This is a genomic window from Candidatus Limnocylindrus sp. (assembly GCF_040397235.1).
Lineage (GTDB): Bacteria > Chloroflexota > Limnocylindria > Limnocylindrales > Limnocylindraceae > Limnocylindrus.
The window spans coordinates 209087-228993 of the sequence record NZ_JBBAWH010000002.1; the positions used below are offsets into that span (position 1 = coordinate 209087).

Sequence of the window (19907 nt, forward strand, 5' to 3'; positions counted from 1 at the left end):
CTGCCCCCCACCTGCGTGCCTGACGTGCGCCAAGCCCCTGCTACGATCGCCCAGATATTTAGAGAAGGCGAGGGAGTTCATGCCGCACCTGGCACTCGTGGTGCACTCGTACGTAGATGAAGATCCGCGCGTTCGGCGGGCCGCCCGCGCCGCGGTCGCCGCCGGGTGGCACGTCAGCGTCATCTCCCTTCAGCGTGACGGTGATCCTGCACGGGGCGAGCTTGACGGCGCTCAGCTCTACCGACAGCCGGTCCAGCGGCACCAGGGGGCCGGGATCAGCACCTACGTGATTGAGTACGGCCGCTTCGCCGTGCTGGCCGCACGCGAACTGCTCCGCGTTGACCGTGAGCGACCGATTGATGTGGTCCATGCAAATAGCGTTCCAGACTGGCTCGTCTTCGCGGCACTGCCACTGCGCCGACGCCACCGCATCGGCCTGATCCTCGATCTGCACGAGGCGTCTCCAGAGCTCTTCCGGATGCGCTTCGCGCGATCGTCGCGCTCGCTCCTCACGCGAGTGGCTGCGCGAGCAATGGTCTCGCTCGTCGCGTTTGCCGAACGACGCTCTATCGCGATCGCTGACTGGGTCTTTGTCACCGCGCCCCGTCTGCGCGATCGTCTGGCCAAGATCGCCCCGCGACGCGCAGATGCGGTGGAGGTGCTCCTCAACGTCCCTGAGACACAACGCTTCGCCGCCGCCGCAGCAGGCGATCGAACCTGGATGGCAGATGGAACGCTTCGCCTCGTCTATACCGGCGCACTCACCCCGATCTACGAGGTTGACGTCATCATTCGCGCCGTCGCGCTCCTTCGCGCAGCACCGGCGCCGCTCCCGGTGCGCCTGGTCGTTGCGGGTCGCGGTGATCGCGAGCAGGCACTTCGTGAACTTTCGACAGAACTTGGCGTTGCGAATGCTGTGGAGTTCCTCGGTCGCATTCCATCTGAAGAGGTACCGGCGCTTATTCGTGGCGCCGATATTGCACTGGCACCAACGCGGCTCGATGAGTTCACCGACCTTTCCATTTCCAACAAGGTGTTTGAGGGGATGGCCAGCGGACGCCTCGTACTGGGGACACGGCTCAAGACCCTTGACGATCTTGTCCCTGAAACATCAGTCGCACGCTACACATCGGGGAGTGAGGAGGAGGCTGCCGCCGTGATTCGACGACTAGCGTCAGATCCAGCAGAACGTGCGAGCCGCATTGAGTCTGGCCTCGCAGCGATTCGTGGTGGCCTCAGTTGGGAGGCGGCTGGTGCCGCCTACGTGCAGCGACTTACCGCCCTGCTGCCGCCGCCCGTCGACCCTCGGTAACCCAGGAGCTCTTCGGCACCGGCTGCTTCGGCGGTCGCTCGCCAAACCGTCGTTTCCACTCACGTCGCCCAGAGAGGTAGCGCGTCACCTCAAGGTCGGCCGCCTTAATCGCGGCGCCTCGTAGCCAGGTACGGTGCAGATTGAAGCATTTCTTCGCCCACGCATCGCCATGCGAATCGCCACTAATGAGGTGCGCTAGTTCATGGAGCGCCGTCCCCTTGTCGTAGGAGCAGAGGAACATTTCGCCCGTTTCGGTAATCACCCAACCGAATGGATGTGCTGGCTCACGTCGCGTCCCCGTGTGGTCGTGGATGCGCACCCACTCGAGCTTGCGCTTGGCACGTGCCGTCGCACTCGCGAGCAACTCGAGGGTGGGGCGCCAGTGTGGCCAGGCAGCGACGGTAAAGCCACGCATCGGGCGAACTTCAAAAGGGAGGTCGAGCGCCCACTTTGGCGCCTCGGTCCAACGCCCAGCAATCTTGACGCGATACATACGGCTCATTGATTCACTTTATCGTGAGCCCAGTATTGAAGGCGTATCGCGGCTGGTTAGCGGAGGGCGCTTGCTCCGACAGAGCGCACACGCTTCAGGAATGCGCGGGTGCGTGGGTCTCGCGGTGCCTTGAAGATCTTCTCTGGGGAGCCCTGCTCAATGATGCGTCCGCCCTCTAGGTAGCAGATGCGATCGGCAACATCGGCAGCGAACGCCATCTCATGGGTGGCAATCAACATCGTTGCACCGCCCTTGGCCAGCGCACGCAGCGCTTCAAGCACATCGGCAACTAAGACCGGGTCGAGTGCGCTCGTGATCTCATCGAGCAACAAGACCTTCGGCTCGGTCGCCAACGCGCGCGCAATAGCAACCCGCTGCTGCTGCCCACCGGAGAGGCTGTCGGGATAGGCGTTTGCCTTTGCGGCAAGCCCGAGCTGCTTCAAGAGTGCGCGGGCACGCTTCTCCGCCGCAGCGGCAGTCAGGCCGAGTGCGACGCGCGGCGCAAGGGCGACGTTCTCGAGTGCGGTGAGGTGCGGGAAGAGGCTGAACCCCTGGAAGACGATTCCGAGTTGACGTCGCGTCGCGTCTGCATCGCGGTCATCAGCGCTCACCGTGCGATCGCCGAGGGCGATGCTGCCGGCGTCGATCGGCTCAAGAAGGTCGGCGCAGCGCAACAGCGTTGACTTCCCCGAACCCGATGCGCCGATGAGGCAGACGACCTCGTGTTCGGCGAGCGAGAGGTCGATCTTGTCGAGCACCAGCGCGCGCCCGTAGCGCTTCGAGACGCCGCGCAACTCCAGCACCGGCGCGGCCCCCAACTTCGTCGCCTTGCGGGCCATCAGCGGGTGCCCCCCTGCTGTGCCGCGCGATCCTTCGCAGCGAGGCGATCAACGAGGCGCGTCATTGGGATTGTGATGACCAGGAAGATCACCGCGGTCACCATGAGTGGCGTGAAGTTGAAGTTCGCCGACTTCAGGATCTGCGCCTGCTTGAAGGCTTCCACGACACCGAGAATTGAGACCAGCGCCGTGTCTTTCTGTAGGCCAATAAAGTCATTCAACAACGGTGGCACCACACGTCGCAGCGCCTGTGGCAGCACGACGTAGCGCAGCGCCTGGAAGCGTGTCAGGCCGAGCGCACGTGCGGCGCGCTCCTGCGATGGATGAATGGATTCAATGCCGGCGCGGTAGACCTCACTCACGTAGGCGCTGTAGATCAGCACCAATGTGACAAGTGCCCAGAAGAAGGGCTCCTTCGGCACGCCAGGGAGGCGCAGCGCAGGCACGCCGAAGCCGAGCACATAGATGAGCAAGATGCTGGGCACGCCACGGAAGAAGTCGGTGTAGATGGTCGCGAAAATCCGCAGCGGTGTGAAGGCTGGATTGGTGATCGATCGCGCCAGTGCAATCAGGAGCCCGAGCGGCAGGATGAGGATCTCCGCCAACACGAAGAGTTGGATGTTGATGGCGAATGCGCCAATCACATCCGGGAGGGAGGAGGAGAAGTAGGTTCCGTCGAAGAAGGCCTTCTGAACGAGTGGCCAGCTCGGCGATGAGCCGATGGAGATCGCGACGAGTGTCGCGACGGCGAGTGTGCTGATGACGGCGACGAGGGTTCCCTTACGGGCCGACCTCGCCGCCGTCATCGTGCGATTCGCTTACTTCAGGACTGGCGCGCTCGCCTTGTCCGCGATCCACTCCGTGAGCAGTGCCGCAAACGTGCCGTCAGCCTTGAGGGCGTCGACAGCAGCCGAAACACACGCCGTGAGTGCTGAGCCCTTCTCGATCACGATGCCGAACTGCTCCTGTGCACCACCCTCTGAAGGGAGCTGCCCAACGATGATGCCGCCGGTGAGCTGTGCATCACGCATGTAGAACGCAGTTGGAACGTCGGTCACGATGCCGTCAATAATGCCGCCATTCAGCGCAGCAACAGCCTCGTCGTTCGTGTTGAACACGGCGACTTCAGTGTCTGGCTTGATGACGTTATTAATCGCATCGAGGCTCGTCGTGCCGATCTGCGCGCCAAGCTTCGCCGTCTTCAGATCGGCAATGCTCGTTGCACCAGCAATTGGCGAACCCTCGATCGTCACCACACCCTGGGCAACGTCGTAATACCCGCTGCTGAAATCGATGGCCTCGGCGCGCTCCGCCTTGATCGAGACCTGATTCAGGAAGAGGTCAAAGTCCTTTGCGCCAGGCGCGAAGGATGCATCGAAGGTGGTGTGAATCCACACAACCTCGTCTGCAGTGAATCCAAGCTTTGCGGCAACGGCGTATGCCACCGCGCCCTCATAGCCCTGACCCTTTGCTGGATCATTGTTGTAATCACCGACCCACACCGTGGCGCCCTCGTTACCACCCTGGAACCATGGGCTATACGCCGGGTTGTCGGTGGAGAGGGTGAGCTTCCCCGCGGTCTTCAGTGTCAACGTCTCTTTTGCGCATGAAGCGTCAACAGATGCTGATGGTGAAGCTGCGGTGCCGCCACAGGCGGCGAGGAGCATCGACATCGCCATGACCACGACCGCCATACGTGTGGTCTGGCCAGTTGCGATGCGAGAGCGCGTTGTGCTCATATCCATACCTCCTGTACAGCCGCTATTGGCGACGACCTGACACAGCGTCAGTGCGACGGTGGGGCGGTGATCGGCGCGCGGCGCGCCGTCGACGTTGTGTCCCCACGAGCGGAAGGATAGCAGGGGGGTAGACCCTTTCAGGGCACCTACGCGCGGGTAATGACCACCGGTGTTCGGCGAACCGCACCATATCGTTCCGCCGCGCTGCCCCGATTGATCGCCAGGGCGAGCCGCCCAGCCGAATCGATGTAGCAAAGTGGCTCCGATTCAGGAACGTCACCAAAGCGGCTCGCCCAGACGGTCGTCAGCTGCTTATCGCCCACGCTGATCTTCAGCGGATCCCCAGAGGTCAGGGCACCGATCGACGCCTCAATCGCCTGGCGATCGCCCGTCAGCACCAGCGTGCCGAAGCCATCCACGATACGAACCGATGTGTTCAGGACACCCGCGCCGATTTCGATCGGGAGCTTGGTCGCTGGAACGAGGTCGCTCGGGGAGATCGGCGTGCCGAGGTCGCCGAATGGGACCCCTGCGGCAAGATGCGCGGCCACTGGGGCAAAGAGGTCGCGGCCATGGAAGGTGTGTGAGCGGCTCGAGCCCCACCAGCGCTCGTCATCAAGGATCACCGCTGCCACCGCGCCGCCAAGTGCCGCTGCGGCAGGTAACAGGAGGCCGTTGTCTGGGCCGATCAGGGCGTCACCACGCCCACAACGAATGGCGATCGGGCGGCGCTGGGTGCCCACGCCCGGATCCACCACCGCCACATGGGCGCCGATCGGCAGGTGCACGAGCGACTCAACGAGCGCCTCGGCTCCCGCCTCCACGTCATAGGGGGGAATCGCGTGGGTGAGGTCGAGGGTACGGGCCTCCGGCGCAATGCCGAGCACCACGCCCGAAAGGACCCCGGCAGATGGGTCACGCAGCCCAAAGTCGGTCGTGAAGGTGACCAGCCGCGGCTGTGCGTGCAGTGGACCGAGTGAATCAAAGCTCATGCCCAGCAGCGTAGCCGAGATGGGACATTTGCTCTACGAAACTCCTTCACAAAACAGGGAAGGGGAGGGGATATTAGTTCCACGTAACTGGGCTAGCCAGGCTGCGCTTGCGGCCCCCAGTGATGGGAGGTTGAACCATGCGCCGTCACGCATCACGAATCGCGACCCTCGCGCTCTCAGTCGCACTACTGCTGCCAGCCGCTTCACCCGCCGTAGCGGCAGAGAACCCAAACTATGTTGATGATGCGAGCCCGTGGGGCTCATGCTCGACGACGTACGGCTACTACAACTGTGATGGCATGCCCGATCAGCAGGAACTCGACTATTCAAATGATGATCTGGGCAGCGATGAACGACCTGGAAATTGGTACGACCTAGAAGGTGCCCTCACGCTCCGACCGTTTGTCGAGAGCCTCACCATTCAAAATGGTGCAACCACAACGTCAATCATCTCTGCCGGTGACACAACGACCACACTTGGCAGCGGCGTGGGCAAGATTGGAGTCGTCCTCGCCCCGTTTAACCTGTGCGATAAAGATCGGCTTCCATCGCCCCAAACAACTAACTGCTACGCCACGCCGAATCGCATCGGTGTCACGCTGGTCTATCGGAAGGGTTCAGGGCAGGTAGGGTACAACTTCACCAGCCCAAACGATGGGCAAAATCCGCACAACGATGTGACGCTAACAGATAATGAGGGGAATCCACTTACCATTGACGCTGATACCGAAGTGAATCTAAAGATTAACCTCAATTCCATTGGCAAATCACTGCGCTGGACCTGGATGAACGGGATCCCGTCATATTGGCGAACCACCGACCTCGGCCTCGACACGGCCTCTATTGAAGTTCATGCAAAGCTGGCATCAAGGCCAATCATTGACAGCAACGAAACCTACGACACGCATCTGTGCACCACAGTGCCGATCAGCGCATGTGCTGTCAACCGATCTAATAGTGATTGGCTGACGTTTGAAATGGTCTTCAGCCTTGACGCAACGATGTCGGCGGCGATGACTGGCGCACTCTTCGCCACTGAAGGGGCGATCATGGGCTCGGTCGAAGTGGCGAATGATCCAACCACAAATCTACCGATCTTGAAGTATGCGGCAGCATCAAGCCACTACCTGCACACAGGAACCTCGGCAGGTGATGTGCCGTATGGAAAGAAGCACGCCGTGATTCCGGCAAGCGCACTCGTGCAACAGCTCGGCGTGCCGTCCTTTACGGATGGAACCGCCGTGCCTGCCGCTGCGACGCCATCGGCGCTATTCACAACTGTCCGCGAAGGCAGCTGCGGTACAGGCTGTTTTGACGGTGACACAACGTTTACCGAGTGGACGAGCGACGTCCAAGGCACAGACGGTGTGCTGATCGACATCGTGGGAATGACCTTTTCTGCTCCGAAGTTTAAGGTCGCGCCTAAGTCGGGTGCGCTGAAGGCACCGTCGGCCAAACTCTCAGGAAGTACCTACAAGATCACGGTCGCCAGCGGTAGTACGAGCACTTCAACAAGTACGGCGAACGGTACCTGCAAGAAGTACGGGTGCACGGTGAAGCTGTTCAAGGCCTCCACCTCATAGGTATCCAGTGCACTCACCTATATCGGCGTGAAGACGTCGGCGAAGGGGAGCAACGTGAGTCTCTACTTCACCGTAACGAAGAAAACGACGGGGAGTACAGCGGGGAAGGTGCAGCGCGGCACCCGCTACATCGTCGTCGTCACTCGCAAAGATACCGGCGCTCTGGTCTCCTCGGCGCCAGTCACTCTTCCGTAACGCGCTGAGCGCCCGCTGGGTTCACCCCCAGCGGGCAAGCTCCGCCTTGAGGTTGAGCGGCTGCACCACCGAGTGTTCTGCGTACTCGCCCCACGACGCGGCCGGCACCTGCCACATGATCTCGAACTCGTTACCGTCTGTTTCTGCGCCACAGAGGCTCTTGCTAACTTCGTGATCACTCGCACCAGAGAGGGCACCAAGTTTGCCAAGCGCTTGCGCTGCGGCGGCGAGGTCGCGCATCGTCGGCACCTCCCATGCCAGGTGGTAGAGACCAGTCCCACCGCGCGGTGGGCGTGACGCGTCTAGCCCAACTTCGAAGAGGCCACGGTCGTGATGGTTTGTGGTGGTTGCCGAGCGCATGAAGATGGCCCTCCCGCCGAACTCCTCGCTCACCTCAACAAAGCCGAACGCCCGCGTGTAAAACGTAGAGGCGGCCTTGGCGCTGCGAACGAAGAGGACGGCGTGATTGAGGCGTGAGATGCCAAAGGAACTTACGCACTGAACTCTTTGGCAACCGTGCGCTGTACCGCCAAGTATGTCGTGAAATGCATCACACCGTAGATCAACGCGATCCCCTCCTTAAACGAGAGGAGCAGCTCGTTAGTCGGATCAATCGGTGATACCGGGATCACACCAATTGCTAGAGCGATTGGCGAGCCGAGTGACATCAGCAAAACCATAAGTGCGGCGCGATCCCACAGGTACCGGCGCCATGCGCCGACAAAGATCCGCGCCACAAGGCCAGCCGCTGCAACGCCGCCAGACGATGCGAAAGCGACACCCGCCACTGTTGGGATCGTGTCAGCGATTGACGGCACGACACCCGCGATCGACGCTACTGCCCAGAGGGCGAAGTTGACGATGACCGCGAGTGCCGCGCCGCGATTCACTGCCCTGAGCATTAGTAGCCGAGCTCCTCGGCAACAATCACCACGTCAATGCGACCTGGAAACTCGCCATGGAGTGTCAGCGTCTTGTTGATCGCGCTGTTCACGCCATAGGCGGCCTGTGCACGCGTATCTTCAAGCGGCAGGGTGTAGGTGGCGATGCGCTCCGTTGCCTCAGCAAGATCCTTCACGATCTTCTGTGCACCAACCACGAAGACCACGTGGCCTGCGCCGTAGGCGTACGAGGGGAGCTGCGAGCCGGTCGCCGAGGCAATCATCAGTTCGCCCGTTTCGGTGACGGCGTGCACGCTGCCAACGGCGAACGCTGGAGCCGAACCAATAGCGCGCATCTCAGCGCTCTGGGTGTTTCGATCAAGCCCGTACATCTTGTCGCGCAGGCTCTTGTATGGAGCGGCATTCAGCGCTTCGGTAAGACCGGTCGCGTCGAGCGTTGCCGAGGTGAAGGTGAAGACCTCAGACCCTGCTGGGATCAAGGCGAGGACGGCAGCTTTGGCAGCAGCGCCGTCGGCGACCACTGTGGCGGAGAAGCCGTGCTTGTTGAGCGCCGCTACGGCGCGATCGATATTGGCGGCGTCGGCCACCTGCTTAAAACGTGCTGCTGACATCGTGGACCCCCTTCATATCTACTCCTGTGCGAACGCTCAGGTAGTTGCAGACGCAAATATACTACTTGACTGAAATGATTGCAAGTGCAACTATTGCAAGCAATGGCAACAACAAGCGATCCGGTCAGCAACGAAATTACCGCACTCTCTGCAGTGCTCGGTACCGACGCGTCGAAACTACTTGACCCAAAGGTCGCCCGCGCCTGGATCGCCCTTCTCACCGCCTATGGCCGAGTGACGCGCGCCCTCTCCTCAGAACTGATGGACTCGTCAGGCATGAGCCTCGCCGACTTTGATGTGCTGGCGCAGCTCGTGCGATCCGAGGACTACCGGCTCCGTATGAGCGAACTGGCAGACGCCGTGCTGATTTCAAAGAGCGGACTCACACGACGTATTGACCGACTCGCCGTGAATGGCTGGGTGACACGACGCCGCTGCACCGAAGATGGTCGGGTGCATTGGGCGACCCTTACGCCGCTCGGCGTGCGAACGTTCAAGGCCGTTGCGCCCGCGCACCTCGCCGCCGTCGCCGAGCGCTTTGGCGGCGCGCTGCCGGCGAGTGAGATGGAGCGACTGACGCGCGACCTACTAAAGATTGCCGCAAAGAACAGCGATCGCACGCGCGACGCGACCTAGCGAGATCTCTTGATCAGGCGCTGATTGCGGCGCGCACCTGGCGCTGGATCCGTGCGAGCAGCCCCGTTGCGCCGCGCATGCGAAGTGGCGAGACTAACTCCGTCAGGCCCAGCTGGAGTGGAGCAGCGGCCGGCACGGCGAGAATCTCTTCTGGTGTAAGGCCGCTAAGGCCGAGCTGCATGATGCATGCAAACGCCCGGGTAGTTGGCGACTCTTGCGGTGCCGTCGCATGGATCCGCACGCTGTCACCGACCACCTCCGCGATCGCAAAGAGCGGCGACTGGCACTCTTCAACGCGTTCCATCAGGTTGGTTTGCGACGCGTACGGTTCTGGAAGTGGCTTCAACCGATCTGCATACTCGAGCAGCAGCTCGAGGCGCATCTCGCGAGGCGTGTCGGCAAAGTCGGCAGCGACCGCAGCGAGTCCGGGTGGAAGCTGTGCTGCGGCCGCGTCCGACATGTGTGTGCGCGGCGCCTATTCGGCGCCGACGGCGATCGGAAGTCGAACGGCGTTGCCCCACTCCGACCACGACCCGTCGTAGTTGCGGACGTTCTTGAAGCCGAGCAGGTAGGTGAGCACAAACCAGGTGTGGCTCGACCGCTCACCAATTCGGCAGTAGGCGATGACGTCGTCGTCCGCCGCAAGGCCCTTTTCACCCTCATAAATGGCGCGAAGGTCGGCGACCCCCTTGAATGTGCCGTCGTCATTGGCGGCTCGCTTCCACGGGACAGACTTCGCTCCTGGGATGTGGCCACCACGGAGCGTCCCCTCCTGTGGGTAGTCGGGCATGTGCGTCAGCTCGCCACTGAATTCCTGTGGTGAACGGACGTCCACCATGCAGCCCTTGGCGCCGACGTGCTCGATCACCTGTTCGCGGTAGGCACGAAGATCACTGTCGTTTCGCGGAGAGAGCGGGTAGCTTGTGGCCGCGTGCGTCGGCACAACCTTGGTCATCTCGCGACCCTCCGCCTCCCACTTCTGGCGACCGCCATCAAGAAGGCGCACATCGGTGTGGCCGAAGAGGCGGAAGACCCAGAGGGCGTAGGCGGCCCACCAGTTTGACTTGTCGCCGTAGAAGACTACGGTGGTGTCGCGGCCGATCCCCTTGCGTGACATCAGCGCCGCAAAGTCTTCAGGTCCGACATAGTCGCGAGACACGGGGTCATTCAGGTCGGTGTGCCAGTCCACCTTGACGCTCCCCGGAATGTGCCCCGTTTCGTAGAGGAGCGTGTCTTCGTCTGACTCCACCACAACCAGCCCTGGTGTGTTCAGGTTGGCGGCAAGCCATTCAGTTGAGACGAGTGCGCCTGGAGTGGCGTACTCCTGGAACTTTGGCGTTGGATCGAGAGGTACCTTGCTCATTTTGCTCTCCTTATTCATTGATGGGTTTCATGTTCAATCTGCGTTGGCACAATGCGAGCGTCAACAGATCGACGGCTCACCCTCGAGTGCGCGGAGCTGCATGCTAGTCATAGGAACACGATACCAGAGCCGGCCCTGGACTCGTTAGCTGAGAAGTGGGAGGAGTAGCCGGTGCGCCCCCTCAATAAAGATCCCAACGGCAAAGGCTGCGAACATCACCGCGGAGATGAGTGAGACGGCGCGAATGGTGCCTGGTCCGGTGAATCGTCTGGTCGCGCCGACGACACCTGAGATTACGGCAGAGTGTAGCACCGCCGCCGTCGCAAATCCAGAGATGAACGGCACGAATCCGGCAATGCTCGTTGCCTGCGCGGCGACGACGCTCCCACCAACGGTAGCGGTCCAGAGGATCAGCGTGGGGGAGCTGAGAGCAACGCCGAGTCCGAGCCCAACGGCACGCAGTCCGGTGGCGCGACGGAGTGGTGATGAGTCATCAATTGAGCCGCCGCGCACCGCATCGCGCAGTGCGGCTGCGGCGAACCAGCAGAGGATCGCACTCCCGCCGATCCAGAGCACCCAGGCGGCCGGTGGCCACTGGAGCAGTGCGCTGACACCGAGGGCACCGGCGCACGCCCAGATGACGTCGCCGATGCAAGAGCCGAGCCCAATGAGGAAGGCGGGCCAAGCGCCGCGATCGATGGCGGTGCGCACCAGCATGACGTTCACGACACCAAGTTCAATGTTGATCGAGAAAGCGAGGGCGGCGCCGAGGAGAAAGATCTCCACCGCTACTCGTTACCTGACTCGACGACGCTTGTTGGCGTGTTGTGTGGGTTGCTATGGGCGGCAGGGATCACGCCGAGCTTTCCAGCCTGGTAATCCTCAAAAGCCTGCACCACCTCGTCGCGCGTATTCATGACGAACGGCCCGAGCCAAGCGACCGGCTCCTTGATGGGGAGCCCACCAAGGATCAGAACGTCGAGCGCAGGGGTGCGCTGATCTTGATGCTCCGAGGCCGTCACGACGATGCGATCACCGGCGCCATAGACGGCGAGCTGCCCCGCCTGAATGCCGACGCGTTCGGCGCCAACCGTGCCGCGACCCGAAAGGGCGTAAACGAGCGCATTGAAGTCGGGGCGCCAGGGAAGGTCGAGTTCGGCGCCAGGCTGCAGCGTTGCGTGCACCAACGCGATCGGCGTCTGCGTAGAGCCTGGTCCGCTGTGGCCGCCAACGTCGCCAGCGATGAGGCGAAGGAGGGTGCCGCCATCGGGCGAGGCGAGGAGTTTCACCTCACTGGAGCGGATGTCTTGATAGGCGGGCGGCGACCACTTCTTGGCGCGAGGAAGATTCACCCAGAGTTGGAAGCCGTGGAAGAGGCCGCCACTCGCGACCAAGAACTCTGGTGGCGTCTCAATGTGCAGGATGCCGCCGCCAGCGGTCATCCACTGCGTGTCGCCATCGCTGATGCGTCCGCCACCGCCGTTGCTGTCGCGGTGGTCGAGGATGCCGTCGAGCATGTAGGTGACCGTTTCGAATCCGCGATGCGGATGCCACGGGGTGCCCTTTGGTTCTCCAGGGGCGTACTCCACCTCGCCCATCTGGTCGAGCATGATGAATGGATCAATCGCCGCCAGGGGCGCGCCCATGAAGGCGCGGCGCACGGGGAAGCCCTCGCCCTCAAAGCCGCTCGGCGCCGTGCTCAACGAAATCACCGGGCGCGGGCGTGCGGTGAGCAGGTCGGCGACAGGTGTTCGCTGCAGCAGGGTGATGTCGGGAACGGTTACAGCTGGCATGCGCAGATCATACGTGGGCTCACGCCCAGCCTGCCCACACTGAGCGCTGACCCCTCCAATCCGACTAGCTGACTCGGGATAGCGGCGGAGCGCCTCACGCCGAGGGCGCGTATCATCGCAGGCATGAAGAAACTCTCTCTGCTGCTGGGGCTGGGCGCCGTTGCCCTCATTGCGAGCGGCTGCGAGGCTGCCTTCCCACGACCAGCGGTGACCGATCAGGCGATCGAGGTCCGCGCCCTCTACGACCTGGTCTTCGCCCTCGCCGCCATTGTCTTTCTCCTGGTGGAGGGGCTCGTTATTTGGTCGGTCATTCGCTACCGACGTAAGCCGAGCGACTCCACCCTCCCTGTGCAAACCCACGGGAACCTCATCCTTGAGATTATCTGGACGGTGATCCCACTCATTGTCGTGGTCGCCCTCTTCTTCGCCTCAGCTCGTGTGCTCAACATCGTTGACGACAGGCAGCCAGAGAACGTTGCCGTCAAGATCGAGGTGGTCGGCTACCAGTGGCAGTGGAAGTTCGCCTATCCAGCGGAGAAGATCGAGATCTTCGGCGCCGCTACGGCCTACCCCGAGATGGTTGTGCCGATCAATGAGCGCATCGAGATCACCCTGGTTGCCCAAGACGTCAACCACGGCTTCTACATTCCACAGTTCCTCTTCCAGCGTGACCTCGTGCCTGGCAAGACGAATCACTTTGAGTTCACGCCGAACAAGCTCGGCACGTTCACCGGCCAGTGCTCTGCATTCTGCGGGCTGCTACATCATCAGATGGGCTTCACGGTGCGCGTGGTGACCCGTGCTGAGTACGACGCATGGATTGAGGCGACCCGCCCGAAGGAGGAGCCAGCCGCCATCGGCCCGATGACGGGCGTGGTCGCGGTTACCCTTGAGCCAGGCAACTATGTCGTGATGAGCAACATCACTGGACACTTTGCTCAAGGCATGTACGCAGACCTCGTTGTAGTAGCGCAGCCGTAAGGGAGATAGAAGATGGCAACAACCGTAGTGGGAGCCAAGCGCGCCGCCCCGTCAGCGCTCTATGAGTACCTAACAACAACCGACCACAAGAAGATCGGCATCCTCTATACGATCTCGTCGTTTATCTTCTTGGCCATCGGTGGCCTCTTGGCACTCGGCGTTCGCGCAGAGCTTGCGATGCCTGGGCTGCAGTTCCTCGATGAGTCCTCGTACAACCAGCTCTTCACGATGCACGCCTCAATCATGATCTTCTGGGTGATCATTCCGTTCCTGGCGGCGATCGGCAACTACGTCGTGCCGCTCATGATCGGCGCACCCGACATGGCTTTCCCGCGCATCAATGCCCTCAGCTTCTGGATGGTCCCATTCTCTGGGCTCGTTGTTGCATCGGGGTTCCTACTCGGCGGTGCCGCCGACGCCGGCTGGACGGCGTATCCGCCAGTCAGCAGCATCAAATACAGCCCAGGGCCGGGAATGAACCTCTGGATTGTTGCCGTCATCCTCGTAGGCACAAGCTCGATCCTTGGCGCCGTCAACTTCATGGTCACGGTCTTCCGCATGCGTGCACCAGGCATGACCCTCTTCCGAATGCCAATCCTTGTTTGGACGGTTCTCGTCACGAGCGTGCTCGTACTCATGGGCACACCGGTGCTGACCAGTGCCCTGGTGATGCTCTTCATCGATCGAAACTTTGGCGGTGCCTTCTTTGACCCTACGCTCGGTGGCTCGGCGATTCTCTGGCAGAACATCTTCTGGTTCTACTCCCACCCAGCGGTGTACATCATGGTGCTGCCGGGGATGGGCGTGATCTCTGAAATCATTCCAGTGTTTAGCCGCAAGCCGCTCTTCGGCTACAAGGCGTTCGTCTTCGCCACCGCCGGCATCGGTGCCCTCGGCTTTAGCGTCTGGGCACACCATATGTTCACCACGGGGAGCGTCTTCTTGCCCTTCTTCTCAGTGATGACCTTCCTGATCGCGGTCCCAACAGGGGTGAAGGTGTTCAACTGGATCGCGACCATGTGGCGCGGGCAGATCACCTTTGCAACGCCGATGCTCTTCGCCTTGGGGTTCCTCAGCATGTTCCTCATCGGCGGCATCAATGGTGTCTTCAGCGCCGCGGTCCCCGTTGACTACGCCATCCACGCGACCTACTGGATCGTTGCGCACATTCACTATGTGCTCTTTGGTGGCTCGTTCGTTGCCATCATGGCTGGGTTCTACTTCTACTTCCCGAAGATGTCAGGGCGCATGCTCGACGAGGGCCTCGGTCGAGTGCACTTCGTACTCATGATGGTGGGGCTCAACCTCACCTTCCTGCCGATGCACGCGCTCGGCCTAGCCGGTATGCCACGTCGCATCGCCGACTACTCGCCAACGGCCGGCTGGAACGACCTCAACCTCGCCGCCACGATCGGCGGCATCTTGGTTGGCATCTCACTGCTGCCGCTCTTCTGGAACATTTACATCAGCCTGCGCAACGGGAAGCGGGCTGGCGACGACCCATGGGAGGCGAACACCCTTGAGTGGGCAACCTCATCCCCGCCACCTGCATGGAACTTCGACAAGCTCCCGCCCATCACCTCAGAGCGCCCGCTCTTTGATGCGCGCCACGCTCAAGGGGTAGACCATAAATGAGCGATAGCGCCGTCGCGCCGTCAGTGCTCGCACCAGCGGCCGGGCACGCAGGTGGGCACGCAGCCGGTCACGGCAAGAAGGGGCTCGGCAACCCGGTCCTCGGGATGCTCCTCTTCATCGTTTCAGAGATCATGTTCTTCGCCGGACTCTTCGCTGCGTATTTCAACTTGCGCACCGCAACGGGCATCTGGCCACCCGAGGGGAACCCCGCCTTTGAGCTGCACAGCGAGGCGCTCTTCCCAGGAATCATGACTGCCCTGCTCGTGTTGAGCTCCGTTACCTGCCAATTCGCTGTTTGGCGCATTCGCAGGGGCGACCGACAGGGGATGAATCGCGCGTTGGCGATGACCGTACTTCTCGGCGTGATCTTCCTTATCGGCCAGGTGTACGACTACACGCAGCTCGGATTCGGTATCTCCGACGGCGTCTTCGGGAGCACCTTCTATGTGCTCACCGGATTCCACGGCGCGCACGTGCTGGGCGGCGTGCTGATGTTGGCGGTCTGCCTCTACCGCGGTGGTCTTGGACAGTTCTCAGCAGAGCATCACGACATGGTCGAGGCAACCTCAATCTATTGGCACTTCGTCGACGTGGTGTGGGTCCTGCTCTTCGCGCTGCTCTACTTCATCTGAGCCAGCAGGTTAGAGACGGCGCGCCATGTTTAGTCTCAGGACCGAAATCGGTGGAATCTTTGAAGCTGAGGATCTCACCCGCTTCGTCTTCGCCGAGGGCGATTGAACTCGTTCCCTAACCCTGAACGCCGAGCCTGGCTCGATGCGGAGTACTCCCCAAGCCGCACTGCACGAGACGCCGCTGGTTCCATGTCAGCCGGCCGTGAGCGCACCGCACTCGCACGGAGCAACGCACAGGCGAGCGGCGTCTATCACCGCATCTCCTACGGGCCGCGTGAGGCCAACCGCCTCGAGATCTTTGCGGATCGTGAAGGAGCCCACCCCACGCTGCTGATGTTTCACGGCGGGTGGTGGCAGGAGGGCTCTATTGATGACGCGGGTCGCTACGCAGCGACGCTCGCTCCGCTAGGGGCAACGCACGTTGCCGTTGGCTACTCTCTTGCGCCGTCAGCGACGCTGTCAGAGATCGTCGCGGAGGCCTCAGCTGCGGCGGCCTACCTGATTGATCACGCCGCAGTGCTCGGTTGCGACGTGAGCAGGATCGTTGCGGCTGGGCACTCGGCAGGGGCGCACCTTGCCGCGACGCTGGTCACCGAACTGGCACCGCCCAACGTACGGAGCGCGATTTCAGGGCTGCTACTCATCGGCGGCGCATTTGACCTTGAGCCGATTGCCGAGAGCTACGTCAACAGCCTGGTGGGCATGAGTGCCGATGAGGCGAAGCGACTCTCACCCGTGCACTACCAGCCGCAGCGGAACATCCCGGTGCTCCTCCGCGTTGGCGAACATGAGCCATCGGAGTTCCACCGGCAGTCGGAACTCCTCCGCGAGAAGTGGGCGAGCCACGCCACCGTTTTGCTTGCGAACGTTCCTGGTCGTGATCATTTCGATGTGCTTGAGGAGCTTGATACGCCTGGGGGGTCGTTGCTGAACGATCTTGCCGATTTGTTGCAGATCAATCGCACGTGAGACGATAAGCACATGACACAGCCCACCCCTTCAGCGGCAGAGCTCGACGCGCAAGATCCTCTCGCTGCGCTGCGAGAGCGATTCACTCTACCGGCAGGAGTTGTCTACCTCGATGGCAATTCTCTGGGCGCGCTCCCCATTGGTGTGCACGAGCGCCTGGCCAATGTTGTTGACCGGCAGTGGGGCGACCGCCTGATCCGCAGTTGGAACGAGTCTGATTGGTACGACCTACCGCTTAGCGTTGGCGACCGGATCGCCCCGCTGCTCGGTGTCGGCAAGGGCGAGGTGGTCGTTGGGGAATCGACATCGGTCTCGCTCTTCCGCGTGTTGGCCGCTGCGCTGCAGCTACGTGGCGACCGGCAAGTTGTTGTCACTGAGCGCGAGAACTTCCCAACCGATTTGTACATCTTGGAGGGCCTACGCCAACTACTCCCCAACGTGGAGGTGCGCTTCTGGGATGAGTCAGTCAGCCCGGCGACGGTGCTTGATGGGGCAGGGGTCCTGATGTTGACGCACGTAGATTATCGAACCGGACGGATACGTGACATGCGCGAACTGAGTGCCGCGGCCCACGCTGCTGGTGCGTTGACCGTGTGGGATCTCTCGCACTCCACCGGAGTCCTCGAGCTTGATGTCGCTCGTGACGGCGCCGATTTTGCGATCGGCTGCGGATACAAATACCTGAATGGTGGGCCAGGCGCCCCCTCATACACCTGGGTTGCACCGGCGCTGATCGAGCGTGTGCGGCAGCCGCTCGAGGGCTGGCTTGGCCATAAGAGCCCGTTCGCATTCGTGCCCGAGTACGAGCCCGCCCCCGGCATTCGGCGTTTCATCACGGGCACGCAGCAGGTCCTCAGTCTGGCGGCACTCGATGAGTCTCTGAAGATGTGGGAGGGGGTCTCAATGTCTGAGATTCGCCGCAAGTCGATGGCGCAAACCTCTCGCTTCATTGAGCGAGTTGAGGCGGAGTGCAAGGGCTACGGCCTCACCCTCATCTCACCACGGGAGGGCCAGCTACGCGGCGGACAGGTCTCCTTTGCGCACGAGAGCGGCTATCCGATTATGCAGGCGCTGATCAGCCGCGGAGTCATCGGAGATTTCCGTACGCCAAACATCCTGCGCTTCGGCTTCTCGCCGCTCTATGTGAGCTTTGCCGATATCGATCGCGCGGTAGCGACGTTCGCCGAGATCCTTCGAACCGACGCATGGCGTGCCCCAGAGTTTGCTTCGAAGCAGACGGTGACTTGACCGCTCCAACTACATTCGGTCGCGAATGGCCCAAAGGTCTGGGAAGAGCGAACGGCGCAGGCTTGCGGCGAGATATTCCACACCGGTTGAGCCACCCGTGCCCGACTTTCGGCCAATGGTTCGCTCCACCATCTTGACGTGACGATAGCGCCACTCCTGAACACCCTCGTCAATATCGACGAGCTGCTCGAGAATGCTCGCCGCCTCGCCTCCAGCACGATAGATCTCAAGCAATACCTCTTGCAGCTCCTCATCCCCCTCATACGGTGCCGACACATCTCGGCTGAGCAGTCGCGCTGGGACCGCAGACCCGCGAACCGCCAACCAGTGAATCGTTGCGTCCCAAAGGCTCGGCGCCTGCAAGGTGGCGCGCACGATTTCTCGAGCCTTCTCATCTGGGAGTAGGTCGGCGAGACGCGCGTTGCGGATCCCAAAGAGCGCCTCGATCTCGCGAAACTGGGCGGATTCAAATCCACTTGATGTTGCAAGCCTGCTGCGGAACGCCGCAAATTCGAGTGGGGTGAGCGTCTCTAAGATGTCCACCTGCGCAACGGCAATCTTCAGAATGTGTCGAACTCGGCTGAGCCTATGTGAAGCTCGCCAGCTCTCATTCGCGGCCATGGCCCGCATTGCACCTCGGACCTCATGCAGGATCTGCTTAAACCAGAGCTCATAGGTCTGGTGAATCGTGATGAAGAGCAGTTCGTCATGCTCATCTGAGCGCGGGCGCTGTAGCCCGAGCAGCTCATCCAGCGCCAAGTAACTCGCGTACGTCAGCCCCTCTGTGTCACCAGGAACCCGATCGTTACTCATGGCTGCATAGTACGCCCCACCGCCGTAAAAAGGAGACCCCCACCCAGTTGGGCGGGGGTCTCCAGGTGCCTCGTAAAAGGATCAGACCCCCCTCCAACCTGGAGAGAGGTCCGATCAAAAAGCGCGAACGTTCAAGCGTCAGGCTGGCTGGAATACCCCAGTCCACACCTGCCATGCGAGCAAGGTCTTCGCGACGAGCGAGAGGATCATGTAACTGCGCTCACCGTGTAGGTAGTCAGCCCACTTTCCAACCTTCAAGCGCTGCAACACCATGTTTACCGCAAAGATGTTGAAGCTCACGAAAATGCTCGCGTAGATGGCGATGAGAATTGGCTTGAACTCTTCCAAGCTTCGGCCATTCGGCCCAACTCCCGTTGGCCAGTTTGCGAGCAAGAGGCCAACTGAGGTGAAGAGGGCGATCCATGGCGCGATGCCGGCGATGCAACCAAAGATGTAGTGGCTCCACTGCACCTTCTTGCGCCCGATGTTCGCCTCTTCCATCGACCAACCGAAGAGATTCATCGAAATGTTGCAAACGCCGATTGCGATCAGCGCTCCAGCGTCGGTAATGAAGCTGAGCGATGCGATGCCGATGATCATGAGCGTGGAGCTCAGCGCATACTCAGCCCAGCGCATTGGGTTGAACTCGCGGGCAAGCCAACCCTCGTAACGCTTGCGAAGAGGGAAAGCGACCAAGAAGTGCGCGAGGGCCGAGAGCCCGAAGAACGCCGCAACCAGGTAGGCCAGCGGGAAGCTCACGAGCAGCTGCGTCGCCGCATCAAGTCCTACGAACTGTCCGCTCTCGATTCGTGAGACTGGATACGTTCCCTCAAAGCGCACGAGCGCATCGACTGGGCTGATCCACCAGATGATGGTCGCCTGGATGCCGTGCAGCAAGACGAGCGCACGGTTCCAGTTAAAGAGCTGCTTCGCCCGAGCGGCCGGAATGGCGGCAAACGTTGTCGCGACCCCGGTGCTGACGGCGGCCGCGCGCTTTGGCGCGGACCTCTTGGCTGTAGCCATGAAGGATCCTCCCTATTTAACTCTGCAAGCTGGAATTCAGCCTGGTGACCAAGAGGGTAGCGGTGCGGTTGTGGTTTGCTCAAATCGTGCGTGAAATAGCCCCCAAGATTGCGCTATCTGAACCAAATTCGTGCTTGGGCTGGGGTAG

The 19907-nt window shown here is 61.5% G+C and carries 23 protein-coding genes; 9 read left to right on the forward strand and 14 right to left on the reverse strand.

The window, feature by feature from the left end; all coding sequences use genetic code 11:
• Positions 1-79 precede the first annotated feature (79 nt).
• The gene (locus AC3LB0_RS02685; RefSeq protein ID WP_488649623.1) at positions 80-1312 is read left to right on the forward strand and encodes a glycosyltransferase family 4 protein; all 1233 of its coding nucleotides are present in this window, start codon (positions 80-82) and stop codon (positions 1310-1312) included.
• Here AC3LB0_RS02685 and AC3LB0_RS02690 read toward each other — a convergent pair.
• From AC3LB0_RS02690 to AC3LB0_RS02710, 5 genes are all read right to left on the reverse strand, one after another.
• The gene (locus AC3LB0_RS02690; protein ID WP_488649624.1) at positions 1275-1814 is read right to left on the reverse strand and encodes a hypothetical protein; all 540 of its coding nucleotides are present in this window, start codon (positions 1812-1814) and stop codon (positions 1275-1277) included. The two genes, AC3LB0_RS02685 and AC3LB0_RS02690, sit on opposite strands and share 38 nt — an antisense overlap.
• A gap of 47 nt (positions 1815-1861) precedes the next feature.
• Complete coding sequence (locus tag AC3LB0_RS02695) at positions 1862-2644, reverse strand: amino acid ABC transporter ATP-binding protein (RefSeq protein WP_488649625.1); 783 nt, start codon at positions 2642-2644, stop codon at positions 1862-1864.
• The gene (locus AC3LB0_RS02700) at positions 2644-3450 is read right to left on the reverse strand and encodes an amino acid ABC transporter permease (protein ID WP_488649626.1); all 807 of its coding nucleotides are present in this window, start codon (positions 3448-3450) and stop codon (positions 2644-2646) included. Before AC3LB0_RS02700 ends, AC3LB0_RS02695 begins: the two co-directional genes overlap by 1 nt.
• 12 nt (positions 3451-3462) lie before the next feature.
• Complete coding sequence (locus AC3LB0_RS02705) at positions 3463-4383, reverse strand: ABC transporter substrate-binding protein (protein ID WP_488649627.1); 921 nt, start codon at positions 4381-4383, stop codon at positions 3463-3465.
• A 146-nt stretch (positions 4384-4529) separates the two neighbouring features.
• Positions 4530-5375: an SAM hydrolase/SAM-dependent halogenase family protein gene (locus tag AC3LB0_RS02710; RefSeq protein WP_488649628.1), complete on the reverse strand. Its 846-nt coding sequence runs from the start codon at positions 5373-5375 to the stop codon at positions 4530-4532.
• Positions 5376-5512: 137 nt separating this feature from the next.
• Between AC3LB0_RS02710 and AC3LB0_RS02715 the strand changes: the two genes are divergently transcribed.
• A complete protein-coding gene (locus AC3LB0_RS02715; RefSeq protein ID WP_488649629.1) occupies positions 5513-6958 on the forward strand; it encodes a hypothetical protein in 1446 nt (481 codons plus the stop codon).
• 54 nt (positions 6959-7012) lie between these two features.
• On the forward strand, positions 7013-7153 hold the full coding sequence (locus tag AC3LB0_RS02720) for a hypothetical protein (protein WP_488649630.1): 141 nt from the start codon (positions 7013-7015) through the stop codon (positions 7151-7153).
• A gap of 21 nt (positions 7154-7174) precedes the next feature.
• Here the strand turns inward: AC3LB0_RS02720 and AC3LB0_RS02725 are convergent, their stop codons facing one another.
• Genes AC3LB0_RS02725 through AC3LB0_RS02735 form a run of 3 tightly spaced genes read right to left on the reverse strand, consistent with a single transcriptional unit; the run spans position 7175 to position 8666 of the window.
• A complete protein-coding gene (locus AC3LB0_RS02725) occupies positions 7175-7690 on the reverse strand; it encodes a VOC family protein (RefSeq protein WP_488649729.1) in 516 nt (171 codons plus the stop codon).
• Complete coding sequence (locus AC3LB0_RS02730) at positions 7645-8055, reverse strand: hypothetical protein (RefSeq protein WP_488649631.1); 411 nt, start codon at positions 8053-8055, stop codon at positions 7645-7647. The genes AC3LB0_RS02725 and AC3LB0_RS02730 overlap by 46 nt, the downstream gene beginning before the upstream one ends.
• A complete protein-coding gene (locus AC3LB0_RS02735; protein ID WP_488649632.1) occupies positions 8055-8666 on the reverse strand; it encodes an LUD domain-containing protein in 612 nt (203 codons plus the stop codon). The genes AC3LB0_RS02730 and AC3LB0_RS02735 overlap by 1 nt, the downstream gene beginning before the upstream one ends.
• A 102-nt stretch (positions 8667-8768) precedes the next feature.
• On the opposite strand from AC3LB0_RS02735, the gene AC3LB0_RS02740 reads away from it, so the two are divergent.
• Positions 8769-9302, forward strand: a complete 534-nt coding sequence (locus tag AC3LB0_RS02740; RefSeq protein WP_488649633.1) for a MarR family winged helix-turn-helix transcriptional regulator — start codon at positions 8769-8771, stop codon at positions 9300-9302.
• A gap of 13 nt (positions 9303-9315) precedes the next feature.
• Here the strand turns inward: AC3LB0_RS02740 and AC3LB0_RS02745 are convergent, their stop codons facing one another.
• The 4 genes from AC3LB0_RS02745 to AC3LB0_RS02760 all read right to left on the reverse strand — a co-directional run bounded on the left by AC3LB0_RS02745 (position 9316) and on the right by AC3LB0_RS02760 (position 12458).
• Complete coding sequence (locus AC3LB0_RS02745) at positions 9316-9762, reverse strand: SufE family protein (RefSeq protein ID WP_488649634.1); 447 nt, start codon at positions 9760-9762, stop codon at positions 9316-9318.
• 15 nt (positions 9763-9777) lie between these two features.
• The gene (locus tag AC3LB0_RS02750; RefSeq protein ID WP_488649635.1) at positions 9778-10665 is read right to left on the reverse strand and encodes a sulfurtransferase; all 888 of its coding nucleotides are present in this window, start codon (positions 10663-10665) and stop codon (positions 9778-9780) included.
• A 144-nt stretch (positions 10666-10809) separates the two neighbouring features.
• Complete coding sequence (locus AC3LB0_RS02755) at positions 10810-11451, reverse strand: LysE family translocator (RefSeq protein ID WP_488649636.1); 642 nt, start codon at positions 11449-11451, stop codon at positions 10810-10812.
• A gap of 2 nt (positions 11452-11453) precedes the next feature.
• Entirely contained in the window at positions 11454-12458 is a 1005-nt protein-coding gene (locus AC3LB0_RS02760) for a pirin family protein (protein WP_488649637.1), read from the reverse strand.
• 123 nt (positions 12459-12581) lie between these two features.
• Between AC3LB0_RS02760 and coxB the strand changes: the two genes are divergently transcribed.
• From coxB to kynU, 5 genes are all read left to right on the forward strand, one after another.
• A complete protein-coding gene (gene coxB, locus AC3LB0_RS02765) occupies positions 12582-13439 on the forward strand; it encodes a cytochrome c oxidase subunit II (RefSeq protein ID WP_488649638.1) in 858 nt (285 codons plus the stop codon).
• Positions 13440-13451: 12 nt separating this feature from the next.
• Positions 13452-15074, forward strand: coding sequence for a cytochrome c oxidase subunit I (gene ctaD, locus AC3LB0_RS02770; RefSeq protein ID WP_488649639.1), 1623 nt, complete (start codon positions 13452-13454; stop codon positions 15072-15074).
• Positions 15071-15706, forward strand: coding sequence for a cytochrome c oxidase subunit 3 (locus AC3LB0_RS02775; protein ID WP_488649640.1), 636 nt, complete (start codon positions 15071-15073; stop codon positions 15704-15706). Before ctaD ends, AC3LB0_RS02775 begins: the two co-directional genes overlap by 4 nt.
• Before the next feature lie 189 nt (positions 15707-15895).
• Positions 15896-16675, forward strand: a complete 780-nt coding sequence (locus AC3LB0_RS02780) for an alpha/beta hydrolase (protein ID WP_488649641.1) — start codon at positions 15896-15898, stop codon at positions 16673-16675.
• Between the two features lie 12 nt (positions 16676-16687).
• Positions 16688-17923, forward strand: coding sequence for a kynureninase (gene kynU, locus AC3LB0_RS02785; RefSeq protein ID WP_488649642.1), 1236 nt, complete (start codon positions 16688-16690; stop codon positions 17921-17923).
• 9 nt (positions 17924-17932) lie between these two features.
• On the opposite strand, the gene AC3LB0_RS02790 is transcribed toward kynU, so the two are convergent.
• Both AC3LB0_RS02790 and heR read right to left on the reverse strand, forming a co-directional pair.
• Entirely contained in the window at positions 17933-18736 is an 804-nt protein-coding gene (locus AC3LB0_RS02790) for a tryptophan 2,3-dioxygenase (protein ID WP_488649643.1), read from the reverse strand.
• Between the two features lie 138 nt (positions 18737-18874).
• The gene (gene heR, locus AC3LB0_RS02795) at positions 18875-19759 is read right to left on the reverse strand and encodes a heliorhodopsin HeR (RefSeq protein WP_488649644.1); all 885 of its coding nucleotides are present in this window, start codon (positions 19757-19759) and stop codon (positions 18875-18877) included.
• Positions 19760-19907: the final 148 nt, after the last annotated feature.